Raw genomic sequence first — 25,189 nt, 5'->3', positions numbered from 1 at the left:
TCTTTTATTTTATTATTTATCATGATAATTGTGGGTACATGTGGATTTTGTGAAGCAAAAAAGAAGTATTTCCGAGATTTTAACACTGTAGAGGTTCAACAAACTTTTTACAAGCTTATCCAAGATAAGACTCTTCAGAAATGGGAACAAGAGGCTCCAAAAGATTTTATATTCTCTATAAAGGCTTTTCAAGGCGTGACCCATCCCCCCACTAGTCCTACTTGGAGACGAAGCAATGTAAAACCCACTCCAGGAGTGGGCCTCTTAAGACCAACCCCAGACGTTTTTAGGTATTGGGAGTTAACTCTTAGAGAAGCAGAGATCTTAGGGGCGAAATTTGTTCTTATTCAGCTTCCCAAAAGTTTTAAGGAAACCGAGGAAAGCTTCAATAATGCAGAAAAGTTCTTCTCTAAAATTGAAAAAAGAGACTTCACGATTGTGGTGGAGCTAAGAGGATGGAGTGAAAAAGGGATAAAAGAATTTGTTAGAGAGTTTAATCTCATTGACGTTACAGACCCTTTGGTAAGAGAGCCCCTTCACGTTGGGAAGATCAATTATTATCGTCTTCATGGTGCTTATCAAAAGGGAAGGATAATTTACAAGCATAAATACACCCAAGAGGAATTGCAAGGAATAGCAAAGAAAGTAAAAGAGTGGAATAAAAAAGAAAGCTATGTTTACTTTAATAATGCCTATATGTGTGAGGATGCAAGGAGCTTCATTCAAACCCTGGCTTTCTGATCTTTGTAACTTCCATATTGATGAGATTTGGTGGGATTTCTCCCCTAGCAAATGCAATCAGATTCTCTGCAACCAGTCTGGCCATTCCTTCTCGAGCTTCGTGGGTTGCACTCCCTATATGGGGAGCTAAAACTACGTTTTTTAAGCTGAAAAGTTCTCTATCATAATACGGTTCTTCTTCAAATACATCCAGGCCTGCTCCAGCAATCCAGCCTTCTTTTAATGCTTTGACTAAAGCTTTGGTATCAACTATCGCTCCTCTTGCCGTATTGACAAGTATTGCATTGGGCTTCATAAGCTGGAGTTCTTTTTCCCCTATCATGTGATAGGTTTTCTTTGTGAGAGGAACGTGAATACTTATAAAATCGCTTTTTTTGAGGAGAGTCTCAAAGTCCACATAATCTGCACCAATTTCTTTTTCTGCTTCAGTTTTACGAGTTCTTGAATAATAAAGAACCTTCATCCCAAATCCTTTGGCCCTTTTTGCAACTGCTTGTCCTATTCTTCCAAGACCTATTATTCCAAGTGTCTTTCCTTTTAACCCATATCCCAAAAACATCAATGGATGCCATCCAACACCGCTTTTCTTCCATTCTCCACTCCTTACAAATTGATCCGCTTCTATTAGTCTTCTAGCGGTGGCCAACAGAAGAGTAAATGCTAAGTCTGCAGTAGCATCGGTAAGAACTCCAGGTGTGTTTGTAACGTATACTCCTCTTTTTGTAGCTTCTTCCACATCAATGTTATCATATCCCACAGCATATTGGGCGATTATCTTTAGATTGGGAGCGCTATCCAAAAGCTCTTTGTCAACTTTCTCTGTTAAGAGGGTTACTAGGGCATCGAAGTCTCTAATTTTTTCTAAAAGTACGTCTCGTGGGGGTGCTTTTTGATCTTTCCATACCTCTATCTCGTAGAATTTCTTGATCATTTTGATTCCGTTTTCTGGAATTTCCCGTGTTATGAAAACTTTGGGTCTCATTAAAATCCCCTTGTAAGATGGTAATCAAAACGTATAAATATCTTTTGTGGATATTAACTTATTGGTGATAGGCATGGATTATGCAAAATATTTGGCCGGAAGGGCCAATTGGATTAAAGGTTCTGCTTTAGCAGAAGTAATGAAGAAGGCTTCTGAGCTCCAAAAGAAAGGGATGAAATTAGTTTCCTTGGCGGCGGGTGATCCGGATCCAGATTTAATTCCAAGAAAAGTCCTTGGAGAAATAGCAAGAGAAGTTCTCCAAAACCAACCAAAATCCGTCATGTATACTCCTGCAAATGGAATTCCTGAACTTAGAGAAGAAATATCAGTATTTTTAAAGAAATATGATAATCTAGAAGTCTCTCCAGAGAATATTGTTCTGACTATAGGTGGAACTGGAGCTTTGGATCTACTTGGAAGAGTCCTAATTGACCCTGGTGATGTTATTATTACAGAGAACCCCTCATATATAAACACATTATTGGCTTTTGAGCAGCTTGGGGCAAAAATTGAAGGAGTTATAGTGGATAATGAAGGAATGAGAGTTGATCTTCTCGAAGAAAAAATAAAGGAACTTAAAGCCAAAGGGCAGAAAATTAAGTTCATTTACACAATTCCAACCGGTCAGAATCCAATGGGCGTTACAATGAGCATGGATAGAAGAAAGGCCCTTCTTGAGCTGGCCTCCAAGTATGACCTTTTGATAATTGAGGATACTGCTTACAACGCTATGCGCTACGAGGGGGGAGATATAGTACCCCTAAAGGCTCTTGATAATGAAGGAAGGGTAATTGTTGCAGGAACATTTAGCAAAGTCCTTGGAACAGGGTTTAGAGTTGGATGGATAATCGCTGAAGGAGATATACTCAAGAAGGTGCTCATGCAAAAGCAACCAATTGACTTCTGTGCCCCGGCACTATCTCAGTACATAGCCTTGGAATACTTGAGAAGAGGGTACTTTGAAAAGTATCACCTTAACAGTGCTCTCTTGGGTTACAAAGAGAAAAGAGATCTTATGTTAAAAGCCCTTGAGGAGAATTTACCAGATGCTAAGTTTACAAAGCCTATAGCAGGAATGTTCGTTATGCTCTTCTTGCCTGAAGAAGCAGATGGAATAGCATTTGCAAGTGAGCTAATGGAGAAAGAGGGGGTTGTGGTTGTTCCGGGTAAACCATTCTATACGGATGAGTCCGGAAAGAATGCTATAAGACTGAACTTCTCAAGGCCAAGCAAAGAAGACATTCCAGTAGGAATTGAAAAACTGGCCAAGCTTTACAAAGAGAAGTTTGGTGAATAAACAACTCCTTTTTTATTTTCGTTTTAGCTTTTAAGAAGATTCTATTCTTGGTGCGGGGGCGGGGATTTGAACCCCGGAACCCCTACGGGACGGGACCCTCAATCCCGCGCCTTTGACCAGGCTCGGCAACCCCCGCAAGAGCGCCGTTTATTTCTCTTCTCGGTCTGCTTATAAATTTTTCTATTTACTCTAACCGAAAGCTTTATAAACAGCCTTTAATCCTTATTGGATTGGGCTTGGGCCGGTAGCTTAGCATGGTTAGAGCGGCGGACTCTTAATCCGCAGGTCGGGGGTTCGAATCCCCCCCGGCCCGCCAAAAGGGCTTTTTTAAAATCTCTTCAAACATCCAAAAAATTTATGTAGGGTTGTTTGCATAGTTAGTAGTAGTTATGAGAATTAATCTTGAGAGGAGATGCCTAATGGAACCTCACGAATTCAAGATCAATGAGGAAGGTTTAAAAGCGATTCTTCCTCCGATGGAAGCAGAAATAATGGAGTATATGTGGAGAGTTAAAGTGGCTACTGCTGGAGAAGTCTATGATCATCTTAAAAAAAGACATGAAAGCCTGAGACGTTCTACAGTAAGCATATTGATGAACAGGTTATGTGAAAGAGGGCTGCTGAAAAGAAAAGTAGATACTGGAAGAGGTGGTATGAAGTACGTATATAGTGTAGCTACGAGCAAAGAAGAGTTTGAGAAAAAAGTGGTTGAAAGTATACTCAATTCTCTCATGAACAACTTTAAAGAGGCAACTGTGGCTTATCTATCAAAAATAAAGAAGTGATAGTTAATGCTTAGATTGATATTTCTGGCCCAACTGTTGATGACATTGCTGTATCTTGGTAAATTTGGGTTAGTTATTATTCTAGTCACTTTTTTTGCCCTTATGATTCTGTACCTGTGGACAACCAGAAAATTCCTTAGAAAGAATCAAAATTTGCTATCATTTGAGGAGATGCCATGGCTTTATGATGGCATAGTTCGGATGGCAAATAAGGCCGGAATAGCAACTCCCGACATTTATATTCTTGATGACTATATACCAAATGCGTATTCTTTCGGAAACTCCATAGTACTATCATTGGGTTTGTTTGAGGTACTTGACGAAGACGGTATTTTAGCAGTGACAGCTCATGAGATAGGTCACATAAAGAATAGAGATACTGTCATTTTCCCGCTGGTTTCATACATCAGGTATTTGATGATACCTATGGTGGTATTGAATGCTCTCTTTTCTAAGAGTTTAATGGTAGCTCTGGCATCGGTTATGCTTTACATCCTTTATGAGGTTGAAAGGGTACACTACCTAAGAAAAAGAGAATTTAAAGCAGATGACACTGCATTACGTTTAGTCTCAAGGCCATTGTCCCTAAAAGAGGCCCTTGAGGAGTTAAGGTATTATGAGGATCTGAGAATAAATGTAAAGGTCTCAGAAGTACCTTCGATAGAGCCGGGGATTGAGAGGAAATATCATAATCCTATTTTCGCTACTCATCCAAGTTATGATGAGAGAATTTGGAGAATAATGGCAGAAGTTGATATAATGACTTTGAATGAAAGGATATTTAATTAGTCATTTGTTTCCATTGAGCGATCGGGCGGGAAGTCTCCCTTCTGAGAGGAGGGATAGTTCACGAGATATCAGCTGGAAATTCTTTTAAACTTTCTTTGTTTTCTTATAACGGAGGGGGAGTTTATGGAAGTGGAGATAATTCTAAACAAAGAAAAAGCAGAGAATATAAAAAAGGTGCGCCCAACAAAGGATGAGTATTTTATGCTTATTGCGAAGCTTGTGGGACTTAGGGCCACATGTCCAAGGCTCAAGGTTGGGGCTGTAGCTGTTAAGGATGGTTATATATTAGCAACAGGTTATAATGGGGCTCCGAGGAATATGGACCATTGTATTGATGTGGGGTGTCTGGTAGTTGATGGACATTGTCACAGGGCGGTTCATGCTGAACAAAATGTCATAGCGATGGCCGCTAGAAAAGGAATAAGCTTGGAAGGTGCAACACTATACGTGACTCACTTTCCATGTGACACATGTTTTAAATTGCTGGTAAACGCTGGGATTAGGGAAATAATCTATGAGGACATTTATCCAAACAAAGCCACTGAGCTTCTTTTGAAAGAGGCACAAGAAAAAGGAATTGTAAAAATAAGACAGTTCAAAGTTCCTAAAGAGAGAGTCAAATTATTTTTGGAGGAGTTGTTTAAAGAGAATTTTCTGGAGGAGTAGATTGTTTTTCAAGCTTTTTAAGTTCTTCCTTAATATCTTGAAATTCGATTGCTATTTGTCTGGTGAGTTCAGTTATTTCTCTTTCTGTTTTGTCAATTGTCATATACAACCTAAATAATATTAAGTAACTTAACCCGATTGAGACTACAAAAAGTGCATCTAGGCCCCTTCCAAGTCCTAAGAGTCTTTTTATGGTCATAGATATTTCTATGGGCTTTAATGAAATAACTAACATGATCAGCAATAAGCTTTCCCAAAGTATCAAATCTTGCCAGTCGAGCTCTTTCTTCCCATATTTCCCTATTAAGTAAATTATAAGGCCGGAAATTATTAGGAGGGCAATATACTGTATAGCATACATTTTTATCACCTCAGTTTATCTAAGAGTAAGTTAAATGCTATTTTAACACCTTCTAACACGTTAGTTCCTTTCTTCTTGGTATATTCTGTATAAATTGCTCTTATAGGTACTTCTATAATTTTGCATTTATGTCTTGAGGCCTCTATTAGTATTTCACTTGAAACTGCATATCGATCACAAGTGATCTTTATTTTGGATGCACATTGGCGATTTAGGCACCGTAATCCACTTTGTGAATCTGCAATATAGTTCTTCGCAAATATAAAAGTGATAAAATCGAGTGCAAAATTTCCAATTTTCTTTACAAAGGGCATTTGACTTATATCCCCCTTTAGTCTGGAACCAATAGCAAAATCTGCTTTTCCTTCAATAACTGGTTTCATAACCTTCAATGCGTCTTCTACCAAATGTTGACCATCAGCATCAAAAGTTATGATGATTTCGGCCCCCTTTAAGAGCGCATATCGTATCCCAGTTCCTAATGCACCTCCAAGGCCTCTGTTAACTAGGTGGCTTAACACTACAACTCCTTTTTCTATCGCTATTTCCTTTGTTCTGTCTTTGCTTCCATCATTCACAACAATAATCTCTTTTTCTTTGAAGTATTTCAAAAGATCTTCAAGGACATTTCCAATAGTTTTTTCTTCATTATAGGCTGGGACCACAACATAGGTGTTAAGCAAACGTTTGAAGAGGTCAATTGCTTCTTTTATTGTTTTTACTTCAAAAGTGGCTTCTTCATCTATCTTAAAGCTCATTCTACCACTTTCGTTAGATGTTATAAGGACACTTAGTGTGCCTAAAGCTTTTGCAGGAATCAGATCGTACCCATGATCTCCAACTACCACTACTTTTGTAGAAGGAATCCTAAAGTAATCCAAAATGACCTTGAGATGACCATTATTTGGTTTTACGTCTTTCCAAGAGACATCATCTCGTGTAATTATGAGATTGAAGAACTCTTTGATCTTATGTTTTTTTAAAGTGAATTCAGTAGCTTTTCGTGAACTCCTTGTCATTAGTGCTAATTTCAACCCTTTATCCTTCAAGAACTCAAGAAGTTCTCTTGCCCCTTCAAAAAGGTAACTTTCTTTGGATCTTTCCACTTCAAGGTTAACAAGAAATGAGTGCAGATGTTCAAAAGATATTCCTGTTTTTTGGGAGATTTGGACAAGGGTTTCATACATTGGTGTTAAATCACCTATTAGTTCTTCTGGTATTCCCTCTTCTAACAGTTTATTTCGGAGTTTCCTTTTTATTTCTGTGAAATCCATCGAAGCACCTATGAGGGTTCCATCGAGATCAAAGACTACCAACTGCACATCCATTTCTTCCACCGACCTTATTTAGATACTATCGGAAAAGTTATTAATCTATTCCCCAATCTAGCATAAGGGATTATAATGATAACGGCGATTATTGGGTTCCTCATTTCCTTGGTCTTAACTCCTTATATTGCATCCCTAATGAGAAAAGCAGGGATTGTAGGTAGGGATATTCATAAACTCGATAGGCCAGAAGTCCCGGAAATGGGAGGGTTATCTTTATTGATTTCCCTTCCGCTTAGTTTAGTTGTAGTTTTGAATGGAGACCTGGCTAAGGCTCTTCTAGTTTTTTTGGCTTTTGGAGTCATTGGAGTACTTGATGACATAGCCAATCTGAAACAGTCTCACAAAGTGATATTATCTCTGTTGGTATCACTTGGCGTTTTAGCTCTTCCTTTGGATACTAAAGTGAATCTTTTGTTGTTTTCAATTGAACTGGGAGTTCTTTATTATCTTTTTTCAATTCTCTTTGTAACGGGGGCTGCAAACTTAGTGAACTTATTGGCCGGATTTAATGGTTTAGAAGTAGGAACATCAGTAATAGCCCTTTTCTTTTTAGGATTAACTACTTCTGGAGACGCTCAAGTTTTGGCATTTACTGGGGTAGCAGTGGGTCTAGGCTTTTTATGGTGGAATAAATACCCGGCAAAGGTTTTCCCAGGGGATACTGGTACATTGTCATTGGGAGCTTTGATAGGAGTTGTAGGAATTCTAGGGAAAGTGGAGCTCTTTACTGCTATACTTCTTCTTCCTCACTTCTTAGATTTCCTCTTAAAAACAAGAATCAGGTTCAAAGGGAGGCCTTTGGGTAAAACTGAAGTTTTTGAAGATGGGACCCTTAAGGCCCCTCCCTACTTAAGTTTTCTAGGTATCATAATGAGGATGAAAAAAGTGAAAGAATACCAGCTTGTCGCAATAGTGTGGGGGATAGAAACCTTTTTAGGGGTCATTCTTCTTCTTCATCAATTACTTTAACCATTCCAAATCCATAGCTTGTTTTGTCTCCAAATCCATTTTCATAGCCAAATTTCCCTATTTCTTTTGATCCATAGTATCTGAATACCATAAGTGAGCCTCGATAATAGTTTTTGCCTACTTTTATCCTAACTGGTTTGAATTTTATGACATCTATATGAAAATCTGTGTCTTCCGGGAGGTTTCCATATATCTCTGAGAACTTGGTGAGCATTACCTTTCGAAGTTTGTCTTGGAACCCCTCATTGTTAGGGTATAAATCCCAGATTTTTACTTTGTTATCTTCAAACTTGGCAGTTCTAACGACAATAGGACTTAAGGTTGAGAATAATGTTCCATCGGATATTGGGGGTTCTCTGAGTATTTCAATTTTTACCATTGAGAAGGTAGCTTTACCGATTTTGAGGATAGGATTGGAAACAAAGCCTTCTGCAATGGATTTTATGATCTCATTTAGTGATGAAGAAATATAAAGTGAGACGTCATCTGAAAGAACTTTTATCCCCTCTTCGGGGATTATTTCTCTTTCTCTGATCATTATCCGGGAGAATGTAAAATAATCTTTGTACTCTGTTTGTAATATTTTGGCCAAGTCAGGCGCTGCAAGGAAGATTTTTTCTAACAACTGATCATGGATTTCATCATTGTAATTGAATGGAACTATCAGATTCTTATTTTCTGGCTTGAGCTTGATTTCAATTCTCATTAATTTCCCCTCCGGGTCAAATGTTATATTTGTTTTTGGGATTAATAAGAATTTCGAAATGAAATTGTCTTTTGGCTTATTTTTAAATGAAGTAAGGGGGAGAACGATAAAATTCCTGTTAAGGGCAAACTTTTTAAACTCCTCCCCTCACCACCTATTGGCAATCTTATGAGGGACGGTTGGCTGAAGCTGGCCGTCACCAGGAGGTGTTATAAATGGCAAGGTTACATGCGAGGAAAAGGGGAAAATCTGGATCAAAAAAGCCACCAAGGACAGCACCACCCACTTGGGTGGATTATACAGCTGAAGAAGTGGAGAATCTCGTTGTTAAGCTTAGGAAGGATGGTCATAGTGTTGCTATGATAGGAACTATCCTGAGGGACCAGTATGGTATCCCCAGTGTTAGGCTGATTACTGGAAAGAAGATAACCAAAATTCTAGAAGAAAACAATCTTGCCCCAGAGTTACCGGAGGATTTGATGTTCCTCATTAGAAAGGCAGTTAAATTAAGGAAACATCTGGAGCAACATCCAAAAGATCTTCACTCAAGAAGAGGACTTCAACTCACAGAAAGCAAAATCAGAAGACTTGTTAAGTACTACAGAGAAACTGGAAGGTTACCAGCCAATTGGAGATATGATCCAGAGCAAGCAAAATTGCTTGTGCGCTGATTTTTCACCTTTTTATTATTAAGGTGGTATGATGGATAAAAATGCATTCTTAGAAAAGGTTAGGGAAGGAGCAGAACTAATAAAAATGCACATTGAGTTAGGTCATAGTATACGTATAATCTCCCATAGAGACGCTGATGGTATCACTGCGGGAGCTATCCTAGCCAAAGCTATAGCAAGAGAAGGTGCAGATTTTCATTTAAGCATCGTTAAACAGCTTAGTGAGGATCTTATAAAAGAACTTGCCGAAGAAGATCAAAAGATATATATTTTCAGTGATCTCGGAAGTGGTTCCATAAGGTTTATTGAGAGATATCTAGCTGATGCTACTGTAGTAATAGCTGATCATCATCCCCCCGAAGATGGAGAGATTGAACAAGAAAATCATGTTATTGTGAACCCTACCCAGTTTGGAGCAGATAGTGTTAGAGATCTTAGTGGTTCAGGGGTGGCTTACTTCATCACAAAGGCACTAAATGAGAAAAACAAAGACTTGAGTTACTTAGCTTTGGTTGGAGCAGTTGGGGATATGCAAGAAGTTGATGGTCAGTTTCACGGGATAAACGTTGAAATAATAGATGATGCAAAGAAACTTGAATTAATAGAATTGCGTAAAGAAATACGTCTTTTTGGAAGAGAAACTCGAACTTTGGCTCAAATGCTTGCATATGCATCGAATCCAGAGTTACCTGGGATAACAGGAGATTTGAGGAATGCCATAGAATTTCTACGGAGTAAGGGGTTTGATCCTGACGTGAATTACTGGCAGCTCAAAGAAGAGGAGAAAAGGAAATTGCATGATGCACTAGTAATTCATCTGATTAAAAACAATGCATCCAAAGAAGATATAGATAGGCTCATAGGAGACGTGATTTTGATTAGAAAATATCCCGAAGGTGATCCAAGACATGAGGCAAGGGAGTTTGCTACTTTACTAAATGCGACTGGGAGGCTCAACATGGGAGCTTTAGGAGTTGCAATATGTCTAGGAGATGAAAAAGCATTTAGAGATGCACTAAAACTTGTGGAGGAGTACAAGAAGGAACAAATAGAAATGAGGAAATACCTCATCCAAAATTGGAACAGTGCGATTGAGAAAGATCATGCTTACGTGTTTTATGCAGGTAAGAACATCAAAGATACGATGGTGGGGATAGCTGCTACAATAGCAATAAATGCCCAATTAACAAATCCAGAAAAACCAGTAGTAGTTTTAGCAGATAGTGAGGAAGATGGGCTTATTAAAGGGTCAGCTAGAACAACAAAAAGAGGAATTGAAAAGGGCTATAACCTTGGAGAGGCCCTAAGAAGGGCTGCAGAAGTACTGGGAGGCGAAGGTGGAGGTCATGCTATAGCTGCAGGGATAAGAATTCCAAAAGATAAGCTAGATGAGTTCACTGAACTTATAGATAAGCTCCTTGGGCAGCAAAACTCAAGTGGTGACAACAATGGAAATTAAGGCCAAGGCGGAGATAGTGTGGGAATATAAAAGTGAGAAAATCGCCCGGGCTATAGCTGGGGCGGTAGATGTCGATAATCTAAATTTACCAAAAAACTTTAAATTTAAAACTCACTGCGAAGATAATAGAGTCATAACAAAAGTTAAATACCTTGGTGAGATTGAAAGCTTGATAGTGGCGCTGGATGATTTAGTGTTTTCAATCAAGATCGCTGAGGATGTCATAAAGAAGTGAAATTGGAGGTGTTAAGATGGCAAAGGTTAACCCAAGAAAAAGAGCTGCTGCTGCAAAAGATAAGTGGAAGCTTAAGGACTGGTATATTGTATATGCTCCAGAATTTTTTGGAAATGTCGAAATAGGACTTACTCCAGCAGATGAACCTGAAAAGGTCAAGGGCAGAATTATTGAAACTACATTAAGGGATGTGACTGGGGATTTTACAAAGGGTCATGTTAAACTTTATTTCAGAATTCACGATGTTAAAGGCCAAAACGCATACACCAAGTTTAAAGGACATAAGCTTGCCAGGAGTTACATAAGGAGTCTTGTGAGAAGGAGAACTACAAGAATAGATGGTATCTTTAATGTCACGACTAAAGATGGTTACAAGCTTAGAGTTATGGGCATGGTCATTGCTATAAGGAGAATCCAAAGCAGCCAGGAGAGAGCAGTTAGAGAAGTCATGGAGGATTTGATTCGTAAGAAAGCTGAGGAATTAACGTTCACTGAATTTGTTTTAGAGGCAGTTAATGGAAAAATGGGTGCTGAATTAGCAAGAGAGGCAAAGAAGATCTATCCACTTAAAAGGGCTGAGATAAGGAAGATAAAAGTGCTCGCTGAACCTGAAGCATGATTTTTCCTTTCTTAATTTTTCTCAGGAGTTTATCTTTCGTTCAAAAGCGTTCTTAAGCATGAGGAGTTGCTATTGGATCACAACAAGAAGAAAATTAGTGCTCCAGCAATTCCTCCTAAGAGGGTTGCCAAGAAGTTTGTATGGTGGTTATTTACAAGTCCTTTTCTTTCAAGTGTTGCCCCTATAACGCTATCTATATTACAACCCAAAAACCCTCCAAGAGTTACGGCTACAAATATTTCAGTCTTATTTTGAGTGAGGAAGAGTGCAAAGAGTGCTATAGCAAACCCTCCGATTAAAGCTGCTACTTCTCCTTGGAGAGATACAGCTCCTTCATCTCCCGGTAAAGCTGGTTCTAAAGTCGTTATGATTCTTGGATGCTTTCCCCAAATTTTCCCTAATTCACTCGCAAGGGTATCAGCGTTTGCAGTGGCTATTGCAGAGAACGTGGCGGCCCAGAAAATATCTTGTTTTGTATAGTATTCGACTATCAAAAATATTAATGCAGCCAGACCATTCCCAAAAACATTTCTCCAGCTTCTGATTCCTTTGCCTTCTTGTGCGATCCCTTTTTTAATTTTTTCGGAGAACTTATACTTAGTGGCCAGTATCCCAAAAATCACGAAGGTTAAGAGAGCAAGGAATGGGTATATACCCCCTAATTCTAGAGTGAACACTCCTAAGAAGGCAGCTGCTAATGTCCCTTTTCCATCCAATGCTCTAAACTTGTAGGCCATAACTCCAAGAATCCCGATGATTGCTATGATTATTGTGTCCATTACTGTCACCACTGAAACTTAACTTCTGGACTCCTTATTACTGTTGCTTTTATTAGGTTTTCCCTCACTTATTGTCGAAAAAGAGAAAAGATTTAGACGAGCTCGAATTTCACTATATCTGTTACAAAACTCATGTCCATACCTTCCAATCCTTCTACTTTTTTAGAAAGCTCGTGGATCTTTTTCTCAATTTCTTTCATGTTTTTAGGAGCTACTATATGAACTATTAATTGGTGATATCCAATGGCTCTTTGGATAACTTTAACATCATCATCTTCTTTTAGGGTTTCAATAATCTTTTCAATTGAAGTACCAGGTTTTATTGAAATTCCAATAGCTACATAAAGATAACCCAATTTGTCAAAATCAGGAATTATAGTGTATTTCTTTATTGTTCCCTCTCTTTCGAGTCTTTCTAAGCGCCTAGCGACCCTCTGTCGAGTTGTATTTAGAAGTTCTGCAAGTTGTCTATAATTTACACGGGCATTTTTTGCCAGCACACTCATAATTTGTAAATCGAATTTATCGATTTTGTTTTTCATATACAACTCACCTTATATTTTTTAGCTATCAATTTATATAAATATTTCGAAAATTATCTAACATAATGAGTGATACTTTTTCAATAGGATTGGTAAAACGTTATGCATTTCCAGAGGGAGTTTATGGGGTGGAAAAATTTCGTCTTTCTTTATCTCTGGAAGAATATTTAATAATTGTTTTATTAAGAGCCTTTTCTACATCAATGTTGTAGTAATTAGCAATACAGAAGAGGGCAAATAACACATCTCCAAGTTCTTCTTCGACCTTGGGGATTTCTTTAGAAGTTTTTATATCTTCTAGTTTTAGTATCTCATTAGAAAGCTCTCCAAGTTCTTCTATAACTGCAGCAAGCATTGCAAAAGGCTCCCAATATCCACCAAATTCTTTTATGAGACTATCAACTTTTTCTTGGAGGTTTTTCATTTTCCCTCACCAAAAGAAATGAAAATCGGTTAAAATAATTCCTTCTCCAATATAGAGAGGTATTTCTTAAGTTCTTCCATATTTGTTTTGTAGAATCTTAATTTGCCTTCTCTTCTTTCGTGTAACAAATTCATGTTTTTCAATGTCCTCAAGTGATGGCTTATGAGAGTTTGGTCTTGGTTCAATGCTTTTGCTATTAAACATACGCACATCCATCTTTTCTTGAGCATTTTTATTATCCCCGCTCTTATTGGATTTGAGAGAACCTTGATGAAGTTTGTAAGTTCGGGAGAAATCTCAGTTTCTATTTCTTCTTCTAGATCAAGTATTTCACAGGAAGCTAGACATTTTTGCACAGTCTTTCTCTGTTTTTCATTAAGCTCCTCGAGAAGTTTTTTTAACCTTCACTTTGATCACCACTTATTTATAATAAAAACCATTTATAAAAATTTTCACATGAATATAACCTAATCGATAATTTCTATCTTGACCTCAAGGCCGTCACTGTTGTATGCTTTAATATTCCATGCTTCAAATGGGTATGCAATTATCAGATGAACACCTCCGAATTTGGAGAAAAACTTTTTATCTACTTGGGAGGGCCTTGGAGAGGGCCCAGGATGTGAATGGACAGTTCCTTTTATATTCTCATCATGAGGAAGGAGCCACGTATCAAAATATATTGATTCTTTCCCGAAGTATCCCTTTGGAATTATAAGAACTTCTTCAAAAATCCCATTTTTCTCTCTTAGAAATCCCCCAAATTCATTAGGATAAAAGTCCTTCGCTAACTGGATGAGATAGTCGAGTAGTTCTCCTCTAATTTTTATTTTCATTTTTCTTATCCTCCAACATGTCTAAGGGTGAGTACAAGGTATAACCTTGTTTCCCCCTGACTAACTGACATGCTTTGTCAACTTCTTTTTTTATTCCCTCCCATAGCTCTGGTTGGTTTCGTTTGAGGTCTTCTAAAAGCACTTTTAGCTCCTCCTTGTATTTTATCATCTCACTATCCTTTCTAAGTTCTTCTGGATCTTTATCTTTAAGTTCTTTTTCGAGAATGTAAGTTCCCAAATACGCAGCCGGAAATCGTGATATGGGGAATATTAAAAAGAGGGCCGAATTAAGAGGGGTGGGGTTGTATTCACTTATTGCATTAAACCCTCTTCCCATAACGCCGTATTTTTTTGGTATCATTCGTTTCCTTGTGAAGAGAACACTCTTTCTTAGGAGCCCTCTTTTCACTTCTAGATCAATGTAACCTCCGTTTAGAAGTTCTAAAACTGTGGCTCCCACTATGGAGTATGCTACCTCGTAACTATCATATCTCCTTTGCCATGTAAAGTATTTAGCTCCTTTTCTAATTGAGGGATTCTCTCGGGCGAAATCTTCAAGAAACAATAACACCGTAACTGCTGGGCTTATCTCTTTCATTCCCATCCCTACTTTATATTTTGTTTTATTATGTTATTAAACATAACTGTTAGTTTAGGGGTTATAATCTGAATAACAAAAAACAGCCAGAACTTTTTTAAGGGTCCCCTTGTAGGATAAAGCATGCGATCTTATGTGCTGGCATTTCCAGAGAGAAAGTGGGAAAACTATTTGCTTTCAATAAATGAGGAGCCAATGATGCGGATAGTTGAAAGAAGGCTTTTAGCATCAAAGAGAATTGACGAAGTGATTATGCTCATCAGAAAAAATGAGCTGAAAAAATTTTCCCTGCATACTTCTAATCTTAAACCTCTAGATGCGAAAAACAAGCTTGAGGCTCTTTATAAAGCTTTACCCTCCTCAGGTGAAGTCTTCCTTGTTGAGGGTAACATGCCTTTGATAATGCCTTTTCTAGTAAATTATCTTTCCACGATGTTTTATGAGTTAGAGTATGAGGCATTAATCCCAGGATGGGCTGATGGAACTCTTGAAGTCACTCATGGATTTTACGATTCAAAGGCTTTAAAGAATGCAATTGAAGTTTGTCTACTTGAAAATGAAAGAAACTTGAACTGCATTGCTACACATCTTGATTACAAGAAGATTAGCATAGAAGAACTGAGCAGGAGAAATCCTAAAGTTACATTAAGCTTTTTTAAGGTAAGAACTGTTTTTGATGTGAAATTTGCAGAAGAAAATTTGAAGAATGGACTTTAAATTTTAACCGCAGTTTTAACTCTCTTTGCAATCAATATTGATAGGGCCCCTTTTCCAAGGTCTATTAATACAAAAGGTGCAACTCCGACTATAAATGCTTTTTTAAAGTCTCCGCCCATGAAGAGGCCTAACCTGAACCATCCAAGTAAATAAACCACAGAAATTGCTAAAAATGTTCCCAATATGTAATTTAAAATATTTTCTTCTCTTTTACTGAAGAAACCGGCTAGATAGGCTGCTATGGGGAAAGCCATTAGATACCCTCCTGTTGGCCCATAAATATATGCAAATCCTCCACTGAAGCTTGCGAACACTGGGAGACCAATAGCACCCATGAATACGTATATTAATTGACTCAAGAATCCCAAGTGGGGCCCCAAAATAAGACCACTTAATAATACAAAGAGTAGTTGAAAGGTTATCGGAACAGTCCCAATTGGAATCGAGATTTGGGCTCCAACTGCGGTTAATGCTACAAATAAAGCTGAATATGCAATATCTTTTGCTTTCATTTTTTCACCTTTTGTGTCTTCGTATAAGTGAATTTAAATTTTTATGATTAACAGATTGAAGAGTTAGATTGTCTCATAGATAATTAGATCCGTGAAGTTTTGAAGACAATCTTTTAAAGTGTTGGTGTAAATTGTGTACGATGATCGAAGTAAAGAATCTCTGGCACGTTTACAATGGAAAAAAAGCAGCCATTAGAGGGGTAGACCTTACTATTGGAAATGAAATAGTTGCATTAGTAGGGCCCAATGGTTCGGGAAAAACTACTCTAGCAAAACACCTTAACGGTCTTTTAAAACCCACAAAGGGCAATGTTGTTGTTGATGGAATGGATACAAGGGAATACAGTGTTGCAGAGCTAGCCAGAGTGGTGGGTTATGTTTTCCAAAATCCTGAGAATATGTTTTTTGAAGAAAATGTTTTCAAGGAAGTATCGTTTGGACCCAAGAACCTGGGTTTATCAGAGGATGAAGTTGAAGCCCGGGTTAGATGGGCACTGAAAGAAACAAATCTTGGGGGTTATGAAGACAGATCCCCCTATTCTCTTAGTGGGGGAGAAAAACAAAGGCTGGCCATTGCATGTATTTTGGCCATGAAACCTAAGTATATTATTTTGGATGAGCCCACTACAGGCCTCGATGAAAAAAATGCGGAGGCTATAAAGAGTATAATTAGGAAACTCTATTCTGATGGCCATGGTATTCTTTTGATAACTCATGAAATGGATCTTGTTCTTGAGCTTGCTGAGAGGGTTGTACTTCTATATAAAGGAAAGAAGCTTTTCGATGGTGCTGTAAAGGAATTTTTTGCCCTTGATTTGAGAGCATATGACTTAGACAAACCTAAACTATTACATATAAGCGAAAAACTGGGTATGGGATTTTTGAGGGATATTAATGAGTTCATAAACACCTTGAGGATGATACCATGATGTACACTCTTTACTTGGATAGAGATTCTTTTCTTCATAAACTGGATCCTAGGGTTAAGATAATTGGTTCTTTCCTTGGAATAATCGCTTTCATATTGTTTAACTCTCCAAGTCTGTTGTTTGTGTTGTTTTTAACGATTGTCTTGACTCTTGTTCTAATTGGGAAGATTCATATTAGAGAAATATTCACTGTTTTGAAGCCTCTCATCCCTATAGCAATAGTTGCCATGATCATATGGCCTTTTATCTTAAAGCCTTGGTATTTTGGTCTTTTTATAGGGGCTGGATATGGTATTAGGTTACTTTCAGTGGCTCTTCTTACCTTGGGCCTTATAATGACAACCTCACAAAAGGACCTTGTACTGGGCTTTATTAGAATGGGAATGCCTTATGAGATTGGCCTAACGCTTACAATAGCTCTCCGATATATCCCCACACTCTACATGCTTACCCAGACAATAATGGATGCTCAAAAATCGAGGGGCCTGGAACTGGAGAAGGGTAACTTCTTCCAAAGGGCCAGAAACACAGTACCGGTGCTCATCCCATTGATAGTTGCGTCAATAAAAACGGCTCATGAGCTCAGTATAGCCTTGGAAAGCAGAGCTTTTGGTGCCAGTAAACGGAGGACTTTTCTTTACGACATCAAAATGGAGATGAAAGATTATATATCTTTTGGAGTTCTTATTGTACTCTTTCTTTTCGCACTTTATGTGAGGTATTACCTTGAAATAGGCTATGTCAAACTGTTTTAGAGAGCTCTTTGCATTTGTCAAGTAATAATTTGGAAATTTTTCAGTCTTTTAATTGGTTTAAATTGAAGTAAGTTGTTAGTTTAGAATTTTTGCACATAAATTTTCATGATTCTTTTTATGAATGCGTTATTAACAAGACACTGTAAAATTTTCAAAAAATTATCCAATATCTAAAGAAGTGTCTAGATGTATTGAAAATCTGAAGGGGGTTCTTTTCATGGTTTTGTAATCTTTTCCCCTCCTATGGTGCTTTGTAGTTAGCTTATCCAAGAAAAAGCGAAAATCGAACTTTTCCAAAACGTTTAAATATAATAAGGTCTAACAAGTTCTGAATGTGAATTGTAAGTTGAATAATGATTTTACGATTCTGAAATCAATGAACATGGTATATTTAGCTTAAACTGGTTTGAGGGAGATGATTGTGGTGGAAAAGGCGAAGATTTCTATTGAAAAGGAAATTTTGAAACTCTTAAAAGAGAAAGACGAGCTTACGGTTGCTTTTATAACTCGTTTCTTAAATGAGAGAGGCGTTGAGTGCACTAGGCAGAAAGTTGAAAAAACATTGGAAAAAATGTTTATTGCAGGTCTTGTAGAATTTTTCTACAAGAATGGAAATCATAGAAGACATTATCGGTTGATGGAGTAATGACAATGACGCTAGGAGGAGTTAAAATGAAAAGTAGTGACGCAATGACTCCTTCTTCAATGATATTGGGCAATGCAAGGAGGATGCTTCTTGTAAGATACCTCCAGAGCTGTGATGGTAAGGCTGATTTAAGGGATATTGTCGATTTCATAGCTAAGGAAGAAGGAAAAGTTGATAGAAGACATAGAAAGAGTGTTTATGTCAGCTTAGTTCAAACACACATTCCAAAAATGGAGCGAGCAGGGATGATCAGATTTGACCACCACGTTGTCACATTGTTGAAGATTCCTGAAAATGTCGATGTGTATATGGAAATGGTGGAAAAACACGATATAAGCTGGAGTGCCTTTTATGCAGCAATTTCTGTAATATTTGGTATTACTGGTTTATGGTTTAATAATATCCCTCTGGTGATAGTATCCGGGATCTATCTAATTCTCTCGATAATCCAGCACTTCAAAACCTACAAAGTGTTTAGCTCTGGAAACAGTGAAGAGTAATGGATGGTTACTCATGTATAATTTCAAGTAATTCGGAATTAACTATATACTTCAAGGGGTAAGGACGAGGTGAGTGTCTCATTGTTATGGTGAGACACCCTTTGAAAAATTGGAGGCGAAAGATTTGAAAAAAGTTTTAGCACTTGGAATGTTAGGCCTGTTAGTGGCCTTTGCAATGGCCCTTGGCACTAGTGCAACGTTCAGAGACTACAGGTCTCAAAGAAGTGTCCACGTTAGTGTAGTTGCAGATGATGTTGAGCTTATTGATCTGCATCCGGGCCAACCATATGCTTACATAAATGATAGAGGAAAGCTCGTTATAGACTTCTCTGTCGAAAATCCAAACTGGCCGGGATATATAGACTCACCGTACTACATCCCCAATTGGACAGGAGGTCTTGGAATAAGTCCACAATCAAGGTACAACTTTGATCACGTGTTCTATGTAAGCAATCACCTTTGGGAACAAACGTCTATAGTTGTTCAGGTTATTTCATCTGACCCGGGTACATTCTCATTCTACGACAACACCAAGAATATGTACGTAACGGGTACTACAACTAAGCCGTACAACTCAGATACTGCAGATGGAGACGTCTGTTTCGTCTTGCAACCGGGAGAAGAACTCGGTGTTGGGATGGAAATAGCAGGCGGAGAGCGCGGTGACTTCTATGGAAACGTGACGATTAAAGCATGGCCATTAGGAGAAGCACCAATTCAGTGTGGGGTGAAAACATGAAGAAGATACTAGGAATCTTTATGTTGATTGCAGGAATAGTCATTGCCGTTACAGCCAGCAGTGCAAGCTTTGCATACTTTGAGGCGGACAGAGAGATTCATTTAGCAATTGTTCCAGATGACAATGAGCTAATAGACTTAGTACCCCTCCAGCCTTATGCGTACATAAACTCCAATGGAATGCTCGTAATTGATTTGAGCTCAGCCAACGGGAACTGGGAAGAAGGTCTTGGAGAAGGTGTAAGCCCAGACTCAATTTACGTGTTTGAGCATGTTTTTGGCGTGAGCAACCACCTTTGGGAAAACGTCACTATTTGTATGAACATTGAGTACAGTGGAAGTGGAGCAATTAGCTTCTTTGAAGGAGAATACACAAACGAGACTGTTGGAGTAGATACGCTCCACGTTACTATTCTTCCAGGAGAAACTGCAGAGATCGGAATGATCATTGACAGCGAAGGCTTGGACGATGGTGATGCGTTAAGCGGGACTTTAAACTTCGATGCAAAACTCGGTGAATGTCCAGTGGTGGGATGATTAACTTTCCATCTTGGAGCCTTTGCTCCTTTTATCTAAATTTAGGGGGAGAAAAACGTGAGAAAAATATTCAAATTTACTGTCCTGCCGATCATATTAGTCATGATGTTTTTTGCCTGGGGAGTTTTTGTTGTGAAGCCGATTCCCGTTGTTCTTGCTGTTGATGATAGTGTCTCAGTTTCTATTGAAAATCCTCTTCCGCCATATGCTTATCTGAGTGGAGGATATTTGAAAATTGATATAAGCAATCAAAGTCCCCTTTATCCGGGTTTTGGAGAGGGTCTATCCCCGAACTCAGTTTATGTCTTTAATAATGTCTTCGAGATATATAACAACGAAAGCGAGACCGGTTTTAGCGAAATATGTGTGGTTATAAGTTCACCCGTCTCGGTCATTGGTTTATTTGTAAGTCCTTATACTGGGACTTGGAATCAAAGTATAGAGTTTGAAGTCCTAGCAAACCAGAGCGTAAATTTGGGAATGCGGTTCGACACTACAGGATTGCCCTTGGGAGATTACAATCAAAACATCACGATACAGGCTTTTGGAGGCTCTTGCGAATGAAGAAGTTTATTGAATATTTCCTAATTCTGGCGATTACCGCTTTTGTTGTCGGGTCTATCGTAGGGGCTCTTCTTGATAGGCCCGTCTTCATGTCTTATGTCTCTTCAGATAGCATGACTCCCACGTTGAATAAGGGTGACTTGTTCTTCATAAATCCTTTCTCAAGGAGTGCGGATGTTGGAGATGTAATAGTTTTTAATTTAAGAGGCAGCTGGACTGTCCATAGGGTTGTGGCAATTGTTGAGGATGGTTACATTACTAAGGGTGACAACAACGTTGCCACCGATCAGCAAGAAGGTAGAGCAAGCCCAGTTTCAAAAGATAAAATAGCGGGAAAACTCATTACTATTGGTAGTTCTCCCCTTAAAATCCCACAACTGGGCACTTACATCCAGAAGGAGATCTCAGGGAGGAATAAAATGTTGCTTGCTGCACTTATGATAATAGTAGGTGCATTAGCTTTTACCGGAGAAGGCCCAAAACACAGGAAAAAGAGGCCCAAGTTTATCAGAGTGAAGTTTAAAACCCTCTATATACTTGCCTCAGCGTTTCTCTTAATAATGTTCTCACTTTCAATATTTATCTCCTGGCAGATGTTCCCAATGGAATACGCGGTTACTTCAGCTGGGGGGCAGAGAGAAGGATGGGTTTTGCCAGGTTCTACGTTTGAGAGAGAAATAACAATCAAAAATGGGAACTTCTACCCGATGATTTACTACCTTGAGCCCCAAACAGGGGGGATTTCAAGCATATCAAAGACCCAGCTCGAATTGGGGCCCCAAGAGGAAGAGACGGTTAAAGTTACAATAAGCGCTCCCGAGGAAACTTCCCTGTTCACAGATAAGGTTAGGGTAAACGCCTACATTCCACTTCTTCCCGAATCGATTATAGGTTCCTTATACAGAGTAAATCCTACGTTGCCTGTTTTTGCAATCCTCTTTGAGATTTCGGCATTTCTTGGAGTTCTATACTTCATCTCGGGTATTGGGAATGAGGACGTGTTGAAAATCAGAAATAAAAAATCCAGCTTATTAAGGCAAATCAAAATGGAGGTGTTTGGAAGATGAGAAAACTTATTCCAGTTATACTTTTGATGCTTTTCTCATCGCTGATAGTCATCGGTTCAAGTGGGACTTTCATCTACTTCAATGCGGAAAGAGAGGTAAAAGTTGCAGTTGTTCCTCATGACGAGGAATACATAAGCTTTATGTGCTACGATGGATACGCAGCTACGGTAATAATTGACCAGAACAGCGAACTTACTTTTGATGCATTAACAGTCGGCAACTACTTAAATGAACTTAAAACCGTTAATATCTGGCTTGACCCGGATTACTCCAACCTTCCAAGTGGTGTCGAAATGTGGATAGAGAGTGAAGATGGCATAACAAGACCGATTGATTCCCAGGAATACTACACCTTCTGGGGCAACATCAGCGTTGGAAATGCGGATCCGGGGACTTATGAAGTTCCTATAACTCTCTATGCTACTTGGGATGAAGGGGATGCAGTAATAGAAACCTGTTCAATAAAAGTGGTAATCCTGAGCGGGCCGAAGATTAGAAAGATTCTCTTGAGCGGTAATACGACTGATATTCCGCTAAAAACTTACCAAGAGTGGGTGTTCCAGATAGAGGTCACAAACTCGGGAACTGCCCAGAATTTGACAATAAAAGATGTAATCCCGGGGGAGTTTGATGTAGATCTAAACAGAACAAGCGCAAGCAAAGGGAACTATACTTTTACTAGGCATGGAAAGTCAGATCAATTGGAATGGAATGTTGAATTAGATCCAGGAGAAAGTGCCCACATGAACATAACAATTTCTACAAGATGGGTAGAAACCGGAAAGGATGGAAAATGGGAGTTTACCTCTTGTGGAACTTACCCCTTAAACGAGGGTGCGAAAATTGTAGGATACAATATTACAAGTAACAGTATTACTGTTGTAGCCGATGTAGATTGTGAAGACAGCGGAAACTGAACACGATTATGGAGGATCTAGCAAAAAATGTTGTTAAGTAGTGGAGGAAATTTAGATGGATATTAAAAGTATGATTAATGTAGAAAACTTAAAAAAATTAGTAACTAGGAGAGAGGTTCTAGCCATATCACTAGTGCTCTTCCTATTTTTTGCATTTTACTCAGTGAAACTTCTGGGGGTTAGTTCAACAGTAACTACCCAGAACGTACTTGGAAAATACACCCAAGAGGGTGAGTTGATTCATGTGGCTATTTTGCAAAATAATACTCTGTATGGAGAAAGCCTCAGAAGAGCGGAATATCCAATTCCGCTGGTTGAAAGATTTGTTTTAACTTACAGCTATCGATTTACTCCCATGACGGAAATAAAGGGTACATATCGGACTTGGGGAATAGTGAAATACAGTGTGAATAGAGGTAGTGAAGAAATTGTTCTTTGGGAGGACATGCTGTTTAAAGACTCTGGAGAATTAAAAGATGGTAAATTCATTACCGAATACAATTTGAACTTAACTGAACTTGATAGGAGAACGGCCGAAATAATGGATCAGCTTGGGTTAAAACGATTGAATAGGGAAATAGTGTTCACAACAAATGTTCATGTTGAGGGTAAAGCCTTCGGAAAGGAGATAAATGAAAACTTTGGACATGTATCTACGTTAATTAAAGATACTGGGAGTGGTTTATACTATTTCACGAATGAAAAAGAAAGTGTTCAAAAATCAATAATAGAGAGACAGGCCCAAAGAACAAGAGTTAGTAAATATGGTGTAACAATGTATGCTGATACTGCGAAGAAAGTCATACCATTGTTGGCTCTTTTGTTCTTGACCCCAGTGATAGGAGGCGTTTATACTATTAAAAGCCAAAGACCAAAGAATGAATTTAAGGATTTAGCTCCCTACATTACAGAAGGGGCCCCTGTTGAAGTGGAGAAGAGAGTTATCCTGGCTACAAAAGATGATCTGAAGAAGACTTTTGATCTTTTAGACAAACCAATTCTCCACTACACAGAAGGTGGAGAGGACATTTATGTCATAATCGACGGTGGCATAGCATACGAATACAGACATAAGAAGAGCAACTGACTTTTCTTTTCTTATTTTACTTAGCAATAAAAATTAAAAATCAAAAGAGTGCCACACTAATGCCTAAGAGTACCATAAAAGCAAACATTACTATTATTTCTACTACTATTGTCATGAGCCAAGCTATTGCTGCTTTTCCCCAATCTGTGTTGAAAACTGTTTTTATGACCCATATATAAGCTATGATTCCCAAAATCCACCCTATTGCCGGTATCCATCCTATAAGCAGGGCCAAAATTCCCCCGCCAACTACTGCTATCATGGATTTTCCAAGTGTCACATCCTCTATTCCAGCGAATTTGGCTCCAATCATCAGGAAAAATCCCGCAATTATTAGGGCTATTAAAATTACTAGCACTGCCATAAATCCCATTGCAGCAAAAAGTCCGGGAATAATTGGTGGTCCCATTGGCATTGTAGTCCCCTTGAGTTATTCAAATTGCATTGCTTATTAAACTTTCCGTTTTTGAAAGAGAAAAAGCTTTAAGGGAACAAAGGGAAGCCTTCTGGGGATGTAAAATGGAGTCAGTAGAGAGGTTTTTATGGGAGCACTTCATAAGGCCCATGTATACCAGAGAGGGCTATAATCCGTACAACACCCTTGTTTATGCTATCATCCTTGGACTTGCGATTATCTACACGTACAGGTGGATAATAAAGCCCCTAAAGATAAAGGTTGATGAAAAGCTCTTCTATGCCGTTACTCCAATGACTGTCTTTGGAGCAACCGTTAGGGCACTTATTGATGGAGGAGTTTTAGAGCCTCACCCCCTCATCTTGACTCCCGGAATATTTTTCACAGCATTTTTCTTGATCTTACCGGCTCTCTTTGCAGATTCAAGGCTAAAAACTTATCCAAAAATAACCGTTGGATGGGGAACAATTTTGGCTCTCTATGCAAACTATCTTCTTATAACACATGTTAAAAGCTGGGAGCCATATGAGCTGACGCTTTTCTATACAGTAGTCTTTTTCCTGCCGATTTTGGTTTATTATAAGTTCAGGCCTTTTGAGAAGTTATATCTTCTCCCTATATCTGCCCATATCTTCGATATAGGTTCGACGGTGGTTGCTATTCATTATTACGGCTACCGAGAAGTCCACTGGCTTGAGAACATTCTTGTTCAAAAGTTCGGGGCGTTTGTTTATTACCCTTGGATAGTGTTCATATTGGTTGTTGTCTATTACGGGTTGAGGTATTTGGTGCCCGATGAGGAAGAAAGGAAATACTGGTATCTGGCTATTTATATCCTTGGACTGGGACCAGCGATAAGGGATCCAGCGCAGATGGTCTTGCAGATTGTGGGTTAATAGTTTAATTCTTCCTTAAATCCTAATTTTTATAAGTAATTGTTGCGTAATATACATGAAAGTATATTCAGAAACACCTGGAGGTGAGAAATGTGAAACTTTCGAAATATAACGTGTGC

34 protein-coding genes and 2 tRNA genes are annotated in these 25,189 nt (G+C 38.5%); 23 read left to right on the top strand and 13 right to left on the bottom strand.

Going from position 1 to position 25,189, the window contains the following annotated elements; all coding sequences use genetic code 11:
• The first annotated feature begins 21 nt into the window (after nt 1-21).
• Nucleotides 22-741, top strand: a complete 720-nt coding sequence (locus TSIB_RS06215; RefSeq protein WP_015849554.1) for a DUF72 domain-containing protein — start codon at nt 22-24, stop codon at nt 739-741.
• Here TSIB_RS06215 and gyaR read toward each other — a convergent pair.
• Nucleotides 719-1,723 carry a glyoxylate reductase gene (gyaR, locus tag TSIB_RS06210; RefSeq protein ID WP_015849553.1) on the bottom strand — a complete coding sequence of 335 codons (1,005 nt, stop codon included), beginning with the start codon at nt 1,721-1,723 and terminating at the stop codon, nt 719-721. The two genes, TSIB_RS06215 and gyaR, sit on opposite strands and share 23 nt — an antisense overlap.
• A gap of 73 nt (nt 1,724-1,796) precedes the next feature.
• On the opposite strand from gyaR, the gene TSIB_RS06205 reads away from it, so the two are divergent.
• Nucleotides 1,797-3,020: an aminotransferase-like domain-containing protein gene (locus tag TSIB_RS06205; protein ID WP_048160388.1), complete on the top strand. Its 1,224-nt coding sequence runs from the start codon at nt 1,797-1,799 to the stop codon at nt 3,018-3,020.
• A 48-nt stretch (nt 3,021-3,068) separates the two neighbouring features.
• Here the strand turns inward: TSIB_RS06205 and TSIB_RS06200 are convergent.
• A tRNA-Leu gene (locus tag TSIB_RS06200) sits at nt 3,069-3,156 on the bottom strand.
• A gap of 102 nt (nt 3,157-3,258) precedes the next feature.
• Between TSIB_RS06200 and TSIB_RS06195 the strand changes: the two genes are divergently transcribed.
• The 4 genes from TSIB_RS06195 to TSIB_RS06180 all read left to right on the top strand — a co-directional run bounded on the left by TSIB_RS06195 (nt 3,259) and on the right by TSIB_RS06180 (nt 5,260).
• Nucleotides 3,259-3,336: transfer RNA gene (locus tag TSIB_RS06195), tRNA-Lys, on the top strand.
• Between the two features lie 103 nt (nt 3,337-3,439).
• On the top strand, nt 3,440-3,805 hold the full coding sequence (locus TSIB_RS06190; protein ID WP_015849551.1) for a BlaI/MecI/CopY family transcriptional regulator: 366 nt from the start codon (nt 3,440-3,442) through the stop codon (nt 3,803-3,805).
• Between the two features lie 6 nt (nt 3,806-3,811).
• On the top strand, nt 3,812-4,594 hold the full coding sequence (locus TSIB_RS06185; protein WP_015849550.1) for a M48 family metallopeptidase: 783 nt from the start codon (nt 3,812-3,814) through the stop codon (nt 4,592-4,594).
• A gap of 123 nt (nt 4,595-4,717) precedes the next feature.
• Nucleotides 4,718-5,260: a deoxycytidylate deaminase gene (locus tag TSIB_RS06180; RefSeq protein ID WP_015849549.1), complete on the top strand. Its 543-nt coding sequence runs from the start codon at nt 4,718-4,720 to the stop codon at nt 5,258-5,260.
• On the opposite strand, the gene TSIB_RS06175 is transcribed toward TSIB_RS06180, so the two are convergent.
• A complete protein-coding gene (locus tag TSIB_RS06175) occupies nt 5,235-5,621 on the bottom strand; it encodes a DUF2304 domain-containing protein (protein WP_015849548.1) in 387 nt (128 codons plus the stop codon). The genes TSIB_RS06180 and TSIB_RS06175 overlap by 26 nt on opposite strands.
• Before the next feature lie 5 nt (nt 5,622-5,626).
• Complete coding sequence (locus TSIB_RS06170) at nt 5,627-6,949, bottom strand: glycosyltransferase (RefSeq protein WP_048160387.1); 1,323 nt, start codon at nt 6,947-6,949, stop codon at nt 5,627-5,629.
• A 75-nt stretch (nt 6,950-7,024) separates the two neighbouring features.
• Between TSIB_RS06170 and TSIB_RS06165 the strand changes: the two genes are divergently transcribed.
• The gene (locus tag TSIB_RS06165) at nt 7,025-7,921 is read left to right on the top strand and encodes an MraY family glycosyltransferase (protein ID WP_015849546.1); all 897 of its coding nucleotides are present in this window, start codon (nt 7,025-7,027) and stop codon (nt 7,919-7,921) included.
• Here the strand turns inward: TSIB_RS06165 and cas6 are convergent.
• The gene (gene cas6, locus TSIB_RS06160) at nt 7,893-8,627 is read right to left on the bottom strand and encodes a CRISPR-associated endoribonuclease Cas6 (protein ID WP_015849545.1); all 735 of its coding nucleotides are present in this window, start codon (nt 8,625-8,627) and stop codon (nt 7,893-7,895) included. The two genes, TSIB_RS06165 and cas6, sit on opposite strands and share 29 nt — an antisense overlap.
• 215 nt (nt 8,628-8,842) lie before the next feature.
• Here cas6 and TSIB_RS06155 point away from each other — a divergent pair, with 215 nt between their 5' ends.
• From TSIB_RS06155 to TSIB_RS06140, 4 genes are read left to right on the top strand one after another with little or no spacing between them, the layout of a single operon-like run.
• Entirely contained in the window at nt 8,843-9,298 is a 456-nt protein-coding gene (locus tag TSIB_RS06155; protein ID WP_015849543.1) for a 30S ribosomal protein S15, read from the top strand.
• Between the two features lie 31 nt (nt 9,299-9,329).
• On the top strand, nt 9,330-10,757 hold the full coding sequence (locus tag TSIB_RS06150) for a DHHA1 domain-containing protein (RefSeq protein WP_048160386.1): 1,428 nt from the start codon (nt 9,330-9,332) through the stop codon (nt 10,755-10,757).
• Entirely contained in the window at nt 10,747-10,992 is a 246-nt protein-coding gene (locus tag TSIB_RS06145) for a KEOPS complex subunit Pcc1 (protein ID WP_015849541.1), read from the top strand. The genes TSIB_RS06150 and TSIB_RS06145 overlap by 11 nt, the downstream gene beginning before the upstream one ends.
• Before the next feature lie 16 nt (nt 10,993-11,008).
• Nucleotides 11,009-11,611, top strand: coding sequence for a 30S ribosomal protein S3ae (locus tag TSIB_RS06140; protein ID WP_015849540.1), 603 nt, complete (start codon nt 11,009-11,011; stop codon nt 11,609-11,611).
• A 77-nt stretch (nt 11,612-11,688) separates the two neighbouring features.
• Here the strand turns inward: TSIB_RS06140 and TSIB_RS06135 are convergent, their stop codons facing one another.
• The 6 genes from TSIB_RS06135 to TSIB_RS06110 all read right to left on the bottom strand — a co-directional run bounded on the left by TSIB_RS06135 (nt 11,689) and on the right by TSIB_RS06110 (nt 14,790).
• Nucleotides 11,689-12,390 (bottom strand): DUF92 domain-containing protein, encoded by a 702-nt coding sequence (locus TSIB_RS06135; protein ID WP_015849539.1) that lies wholly within the window; start codon nt 12,388-12,390, stop codon nt 11,689-11,691.
• Nucleotides 12,391-12,482: 92 nt separating this feature from the next.
• Complete coding sequence (locus TSIB_RS06130; RefSeq protein ID WP_015849538.1) at nt 12,483-12,932, bottom strand: Lrp/AsnC family transcriptional regulator; 450 nt, start codon at nt 12,930-12,932, stop codon at nt 12,483-12,485.
• A gap of 121 nt (nt 12,933-13,053) precedes the next feature.
• Nucleotides 13,054-13,356 carry a MazG nucleotide pyrophosphohydrolase domain-containing protein gene (locus TSIB_RS06125; protein ID WP_015849537.1) on the bottom strand — a complete coding sequence of 101 codons (303 nt, stop codon included), beginning with the start codon at nt 13,354-13,356 and terminating at the stop codon, nt 13,054-13,056.
• A gap of 29 nt (nt 13,357-13,385) precedes the next feature.
• The gene (locus tag TSIB_RS06120; RefSeq protein WP_015849536.1) at nt 13,386-13,712 is read right to left on the bottom strand and encodes an ArsR/SmtB family transcription factor; all 327 of its coding nucleotides are present in this window, start codon (nt 13,710-13,712) and stop codon (nt 13,386-13,388) included.
• 111 nt (nt 13,713-13,823) lie between these two features.
• On the bottom strand, nt 13,824-14,192 hold the full coding sequence (locus TSIB_RS06115; RefSeq protein ID WP_015849535.1) for a Mov34/MPN/PAD-1 family protein: 369 nt from the start codon (nt 14,190-14,192) through the stop codon (nt 13,824-13,826).
• Nucleotides 14,176-14,790 (bottom strand): hypothetical protein, encoded by a 615-nt coding sequence (locus TSIB_RS06110; protein WP_148206181.1) that lies wholly within the window; start codon nt 14,788-14,790, stop codon nt 14,176-14,178. Before TSIB_RS06110 ends, TSIB_RS06115 begins: the two co-directional genes overlap by 17 nt.
• Before the next feature lie 123 nt (nt 14,791-14,913).
• Between TSIB_RS06110 and mobA the strand changes: the two genes are divergently transcribed.
• Nucleotides 14,914-15,507, top strand: a complete 594-nt coding sequence (gene mobA, locus TSIB_RS06105; protein WP_048160385.1) for a molybdenum cofactor guanylyltransferase — start codon at nt 14,914-14,916, stop codon at nt 15,505-15,507.
• On the opposite strand, the gene TSIB_RS06100 is transcribed toward mobA, so the two are convergent.
• Nucleotides 15,504-16,019, bottom strand: coding sequence for a biotin transporter BioY (locus TSIB_RS06100; protein ID WP_015849531.1), 516 nt, complete (start codon nt 16,017-16,019; stop codon nt 15,504-15,506). The two genes, mobA and TSIB_RS06100, sit on opposite strands and share 4 nt — an antisense overlap.
• Before the next feature lie 140 nt (nt 16,020-16,159).
• Here TSIB_RS06100 and TSIB_RS06095 point away from each other — a divergent pair, with 140 nt between their 5' ends.
• The 10 genes from TSIB_RS06095 to TSIB_RS06050 all read left to right on the top strand — a co-directional run bounded on the left by TSIB_RS06095 (nt 16,160) and on the right by TSIB_RS06050 (nt 23,759).
• Nucleotides 16,160-16,948 (top strand): energy-coupling factor ABC transporter ATP-binding protein, encoded by a 789-nt coding sequence (locus TSIB_RS06095; RefSeq protein WP_015849530.1) that lies wholly within the window; start codon nt 16,160-16,162, stop codon nt 16,946-16,948.
• Nucleotides 16,945-17,703, top strand: a complete 759-nt coding sequence (locus TSIB_RS06090) for an energy-coupling factor transporter transmembrane component T family protein (RefSeq protein ID WP_048160384.1) — start codon at nt 16,945-16,947, stop codon at nt 17,701-17,703. Before TSIB_RS06095 ends, TSIB_RS06090 begins: the two co-directional genes overlap by 4 nt.
• A gap of 415 nt (nt 17,704-18,118) precedes the next feature.
• On the top strand, nt 18,119-18,349 hold the full coding sequence (locus TSIB_RS06085; protein WP_015849527.1) for a hypothetical protein: 231 nt from the start codon (nt 18,119-18,121) through the stop codon (nt 18,347-18,349).
• 26 nt (nt 18,350-18,375) lie between these two features.
• Complete coding sequence (locus TSIB_RS06080) at nt 18,376-18,849, top strand: DUF7344 domain-containing protein (RefSeq protein WP_048160871.1); 474 nt, start codon at nt 18,376-18,378, stop codon at nt 18,847-18,849.
• Nucleotides 18,850-18,973: 124 nt separating this feature from the next.
• On the top strand, nt 18,974-19,588 hold the full coding sequence (locus tag TSIB_RS06075; RefSeq protein ID WP_048160870.1) for a DUF1102 domain-containing protein: 615 nt from the start codon (nt 18,974-18,976) through the stop codon (nt 19,586-19,588).
• Entirely contained in the window at nt 19,585-20,124 is a 540-nt protein-coding gene (locus TSIB_RS06070; protein WP_048160383.1) for a DUF1102 domain-containing protein, read from the top strand. Before TSIB_RS06075 ends, TSIB_RS06070 begins: the two co-directional genes overlap by 4 nt.
• Before the next feature lie 57 nt (nt 20,125-20,181).
• Nucleotides 20,182-20,688: a DUF1102 domain-containing protein gene (locus TSIB_RS06065; protein WP_015849523.1), complete on the top strand. Its 507-nt coding sequence runs from the start codon at nt 20,182-20,184 to the stop codon at nt 20,686-20,688.
• Nucleotides 20,685-21,755 (top strand): signal peptidase I, encoded by a 1,071-nt coding sequence (locus TSIB_RS06060; RefSeq protein ID WP_015849522.1) that lies wholly within the window; start codon nt 20,685-20,687, stop codon nt 21,753-21,755. Before TSIB_RS06065 ends, TSIB_RS06060 begins: the two co-directional genes overlap by 4 nt.
• A complete protein-coding gene (locus TSIB_RS06055; RefSeq protein ID WP_015849521.1) occupies nt 21,752-22,672 on the top strand; it encodes a COG1470 family protein in 921 nt (306 codons plus the stop codon). Before TSIB_RS06060 ends, TSIB_RS06055 begins: the two co-directional genes overlap by 4 nt.
• Before the next feature lie 55 nt (nt 22,673-22,727).
• On the top strand, nt 22,728-23,759 hold the full coding sequence (locus tag TSIB_RS06050; protein WP_015849520.1) for a DUF5305 family protein: 1,032 nt from the start codon (nt 22,728-22,730) through the stop codon (nt 23,757-23,759).
• Between the two features lie 40 nt (nt 23,760-23,799).
• Here the strand turns inward: TSIB_RS06050 and TSIB_RS06045 are convergent, their stop codons facing one another.
• A complete protein-coding gene (locus tag TSIB_RS06045) occupies nt 23,800-24,174 on the bottom strand; it encodes a hypothetical protein (RefSeq protein ID WP_015849519.1) in 375 nt (124 codons plus the stop codon).
• A 104-nt stretch (nt 24,175-24,278) separates the two neighbouring features.
• On the opposite strand from TSIB_RS06045, the gene TSIB_RS06040 reads away from it, so the two are divergent.
• Complete coding sequence (locus TSIB_RS06040; protein WP_048160382.1) at nt 24,279-25,070, top strand: DUF63 family protein; 792 nt, start codon at nt 24,279-24,281, stop codon at nt 25,068-25,070.
• Nucleotides 25,071-25,189 lie beyond the last annotated feature (119 nt).

Source organism: Thermococcus sibiricus MM 739 (genome assembly GCF_000022545.1).
Taxonomy (GTDB): Archaea; Methanobacteriota_B; Thermococci; order Thermococcales; family Thermococcaceae; genus Thermococcus_A; species Thermococcus_A sibiricus.
Note: the sequence above shows the minus strand (reverse complement) of the source record. Positions and strands in the feature narration are given on the sequence as shown.

Coding starts and splice junctions, on each gene's coding strand:
- TSIB_RS06140 (WP_015849540.1), top strand. CDS start 11,009: ATGGCAAAGGTTAACCCAAGAAAAAGAGCTGCTGCTGCAAAAGATAAG.
- TSIB_RS06165 (WP_015849546.1), top strand. CDS start 7,025: ATGATAACGGCGATTATTGGGTTCCTCATTTCCTTGGTCTTAACTCCT.
- TSIB_RS06155 (WP_015849543.1), top strand. CDS start 8,843: ATGGCAAGGTTACATGCGAGGAAAAGGGGAAAATCTGGATCAAAAAAG.
- TSIB_RS06045 (WP_015849519.1), bottom strand. CDS start 24,174: ATGCCAATGGGACCACCAATTATTCCCGGACTTTTTGCTGCAATGGGA.
- cas6 (WP_015849545.1), bottom strand. CDS start 8,627: ATGAGAATTGAAATCAAGCTCAAGCCAGAAAATAAGAATCTGATAGTT.
- TSIB_RS06080 (WP_048160871.1), top strand. CDS start 18,376: ATGAAAAGTAGTGACGCAATGACTCCTTCTTCAATGATATTGGGCAAT.
- TSIB_RS06125 (WP_015849537.1), bottom strand. CDS start 13,356: ATGAAAAACCTCCAAGAAAAAGTTGATAGTCTCATAAAAGAATTTGGT.
- TSIB_RS06040 (WP_048160382.1), top strand. CDS start 24,279: ATGGAGTCAGTAGAGAGGTTTTTATGGGAGCACTTCATAAGGCCCATG.
- TSIB_RS06055 (WP_015849521.1), top strand. CDS start 21,752: ATGAGAAAACTTATTCCAGTTATACTTTTGATGCTTTTCTCATCGCTG.
- TSIB_RS06150 (WP_048160386.1), top strand. CDS start 9,330: ATGGATAAAAATGCATTCTTAGAAAAGGTTAGGGAAGGAGCAGAACTA.
- TSIB_RS06215 (WP_015849554.1), top strand. CDS start 22: ATGATAATTGTGGGTACATGTGGATTTTGTGAAGCAAAAAAGAAGTAT.
- gyaR (WP_015849553.1), bottom strand. CDS start 1,723: ATGAGACCCAAAGTTTTCATAACACGGGAAATTCCAGAAAACGGAATC.
- TSIB_RS06170 (WP_048160387.1), bottom strand. CDS start 6,949: ATGGATGTGCAGTTGGTAGTCTTTGATCTCGATGGAACCCTCATAGGT.
- TSIB_RS06175 (WP_015849548.1), bottom strand. CDS start 5,621: ATGTATGCTATACAGTATATTGCCCTCCTAATAATTTCCGGCCTTATA.
- mobA (WP_048160385.1), top strand. CDS start 14,914: ATGCGATCTTATGTGCTGGCATTTCCAGAGAGAAAGTGGGAAAACTAT.
- TSIB_RS06205 (WP_048160388.1), top strand. CDS start 1,797: ATGGATTATGCAAAATATTTGGCCGGAAGGGCCAATTGGATTAAAGGT.
- TSIB_RS06110 (WP_148206181.1), bottom strand. CDS start 14,790: ATGAAAGAGATAAGCCCAGCAGTTACGGTGTTATTGTTTCTTGAAGAT.
- TSIB_RS06070 (WP_048160383.1), top strand. CDS start 19,585: ATGAAGAAGATACTAGGAATCTTTATGTTGATTGCAGGAATAGTCATT.
- TSIB_RS06190 (WP_015849551.1), top strand. CDS start 3,440: ATGGAACCTCACGAATTCAAGATCAATGAGGAAGGTTTAAAAGCGATT.
- TSIB_RS06115 (WP_015849535.1), bottom strand. CDS start 14,192: ATGAAAATAAAAATTAGAGGAGAACTACTCGACTATCTCATCCAGTTA.
- TSIB_RS06090 (WP_048160384.1), top strand. CDS start 16,945: ATGATGTACACTCTTTACTTGGATAGAGATTCTTTTCTTCATAAACTG.
- TSIB_RS06095 (WP_015849530.1), top strand. CDS start 16,160: ATGATCGAAGTAAAGAATCTCTGGCACGTTTACAATGGAAAAAAAGCA.
- TSIB_RS06145 (WP_015849541.1), top strand. CDS start 10,747: ATGGAAATTAAGGCCAAGGCGGAGATAGTGTGGGAATATAAAAGTGAG.
- TSIB_RS06135 (WP_015849539.1), bottom strand. CDS start 12,390: ATGGACACAATAATCATAGCAATCATCGGGATTCTTGGAGTTATGGCC.
- TSIB_RS06050 (WP_015849520.1), top strand. CDS start 22,728: ATGGATATTAAAAGTATGATTAATGTAGAAAACTTAAAAAAATTAGTA.
- TSIB_RS06060 (WP_015849522.1), top strand. CDS start 20,685: ATGAAGAAGTTTATTGAATATTTCCTAATTCTGGCGATTACCGCTTTT.
- TSIB_RS06185 (WP_015849550.1), top strand. CDS start 3,812: ATGCTTAGATTGATATTTCTGGCCCAACTGTTGATGACATTGCTGTAT.
- TSIB_RS06130 (WP_015849538.1), bottom strand. CDS start 12,932: ATGAAAAACAAAATCGATAAATTCGATTTACAAATTATGAGTGTGCTG.
- TSIB_RS06100 (WP_015849531.1), bottom strand. CDS start 16,019: ATGAAAGCAAAAGATATTGCATATTCAGCTTTATTTGTAGCATTAACC.
- TSIB_RS06085 (WP_015849527.1), top strand. CDS start 18,119: ATGATTGTGGTGGAAAAGGCGAAGATTTCTATTGAAAAGGAAATTTTG.
- TSIB_RS06180 (WP_015849549.1), top strand. CDS start 4,718: ATGGAAGTGGAGATAATTCTAAACAAAGAAAAAGCAGAGAATATAAAA.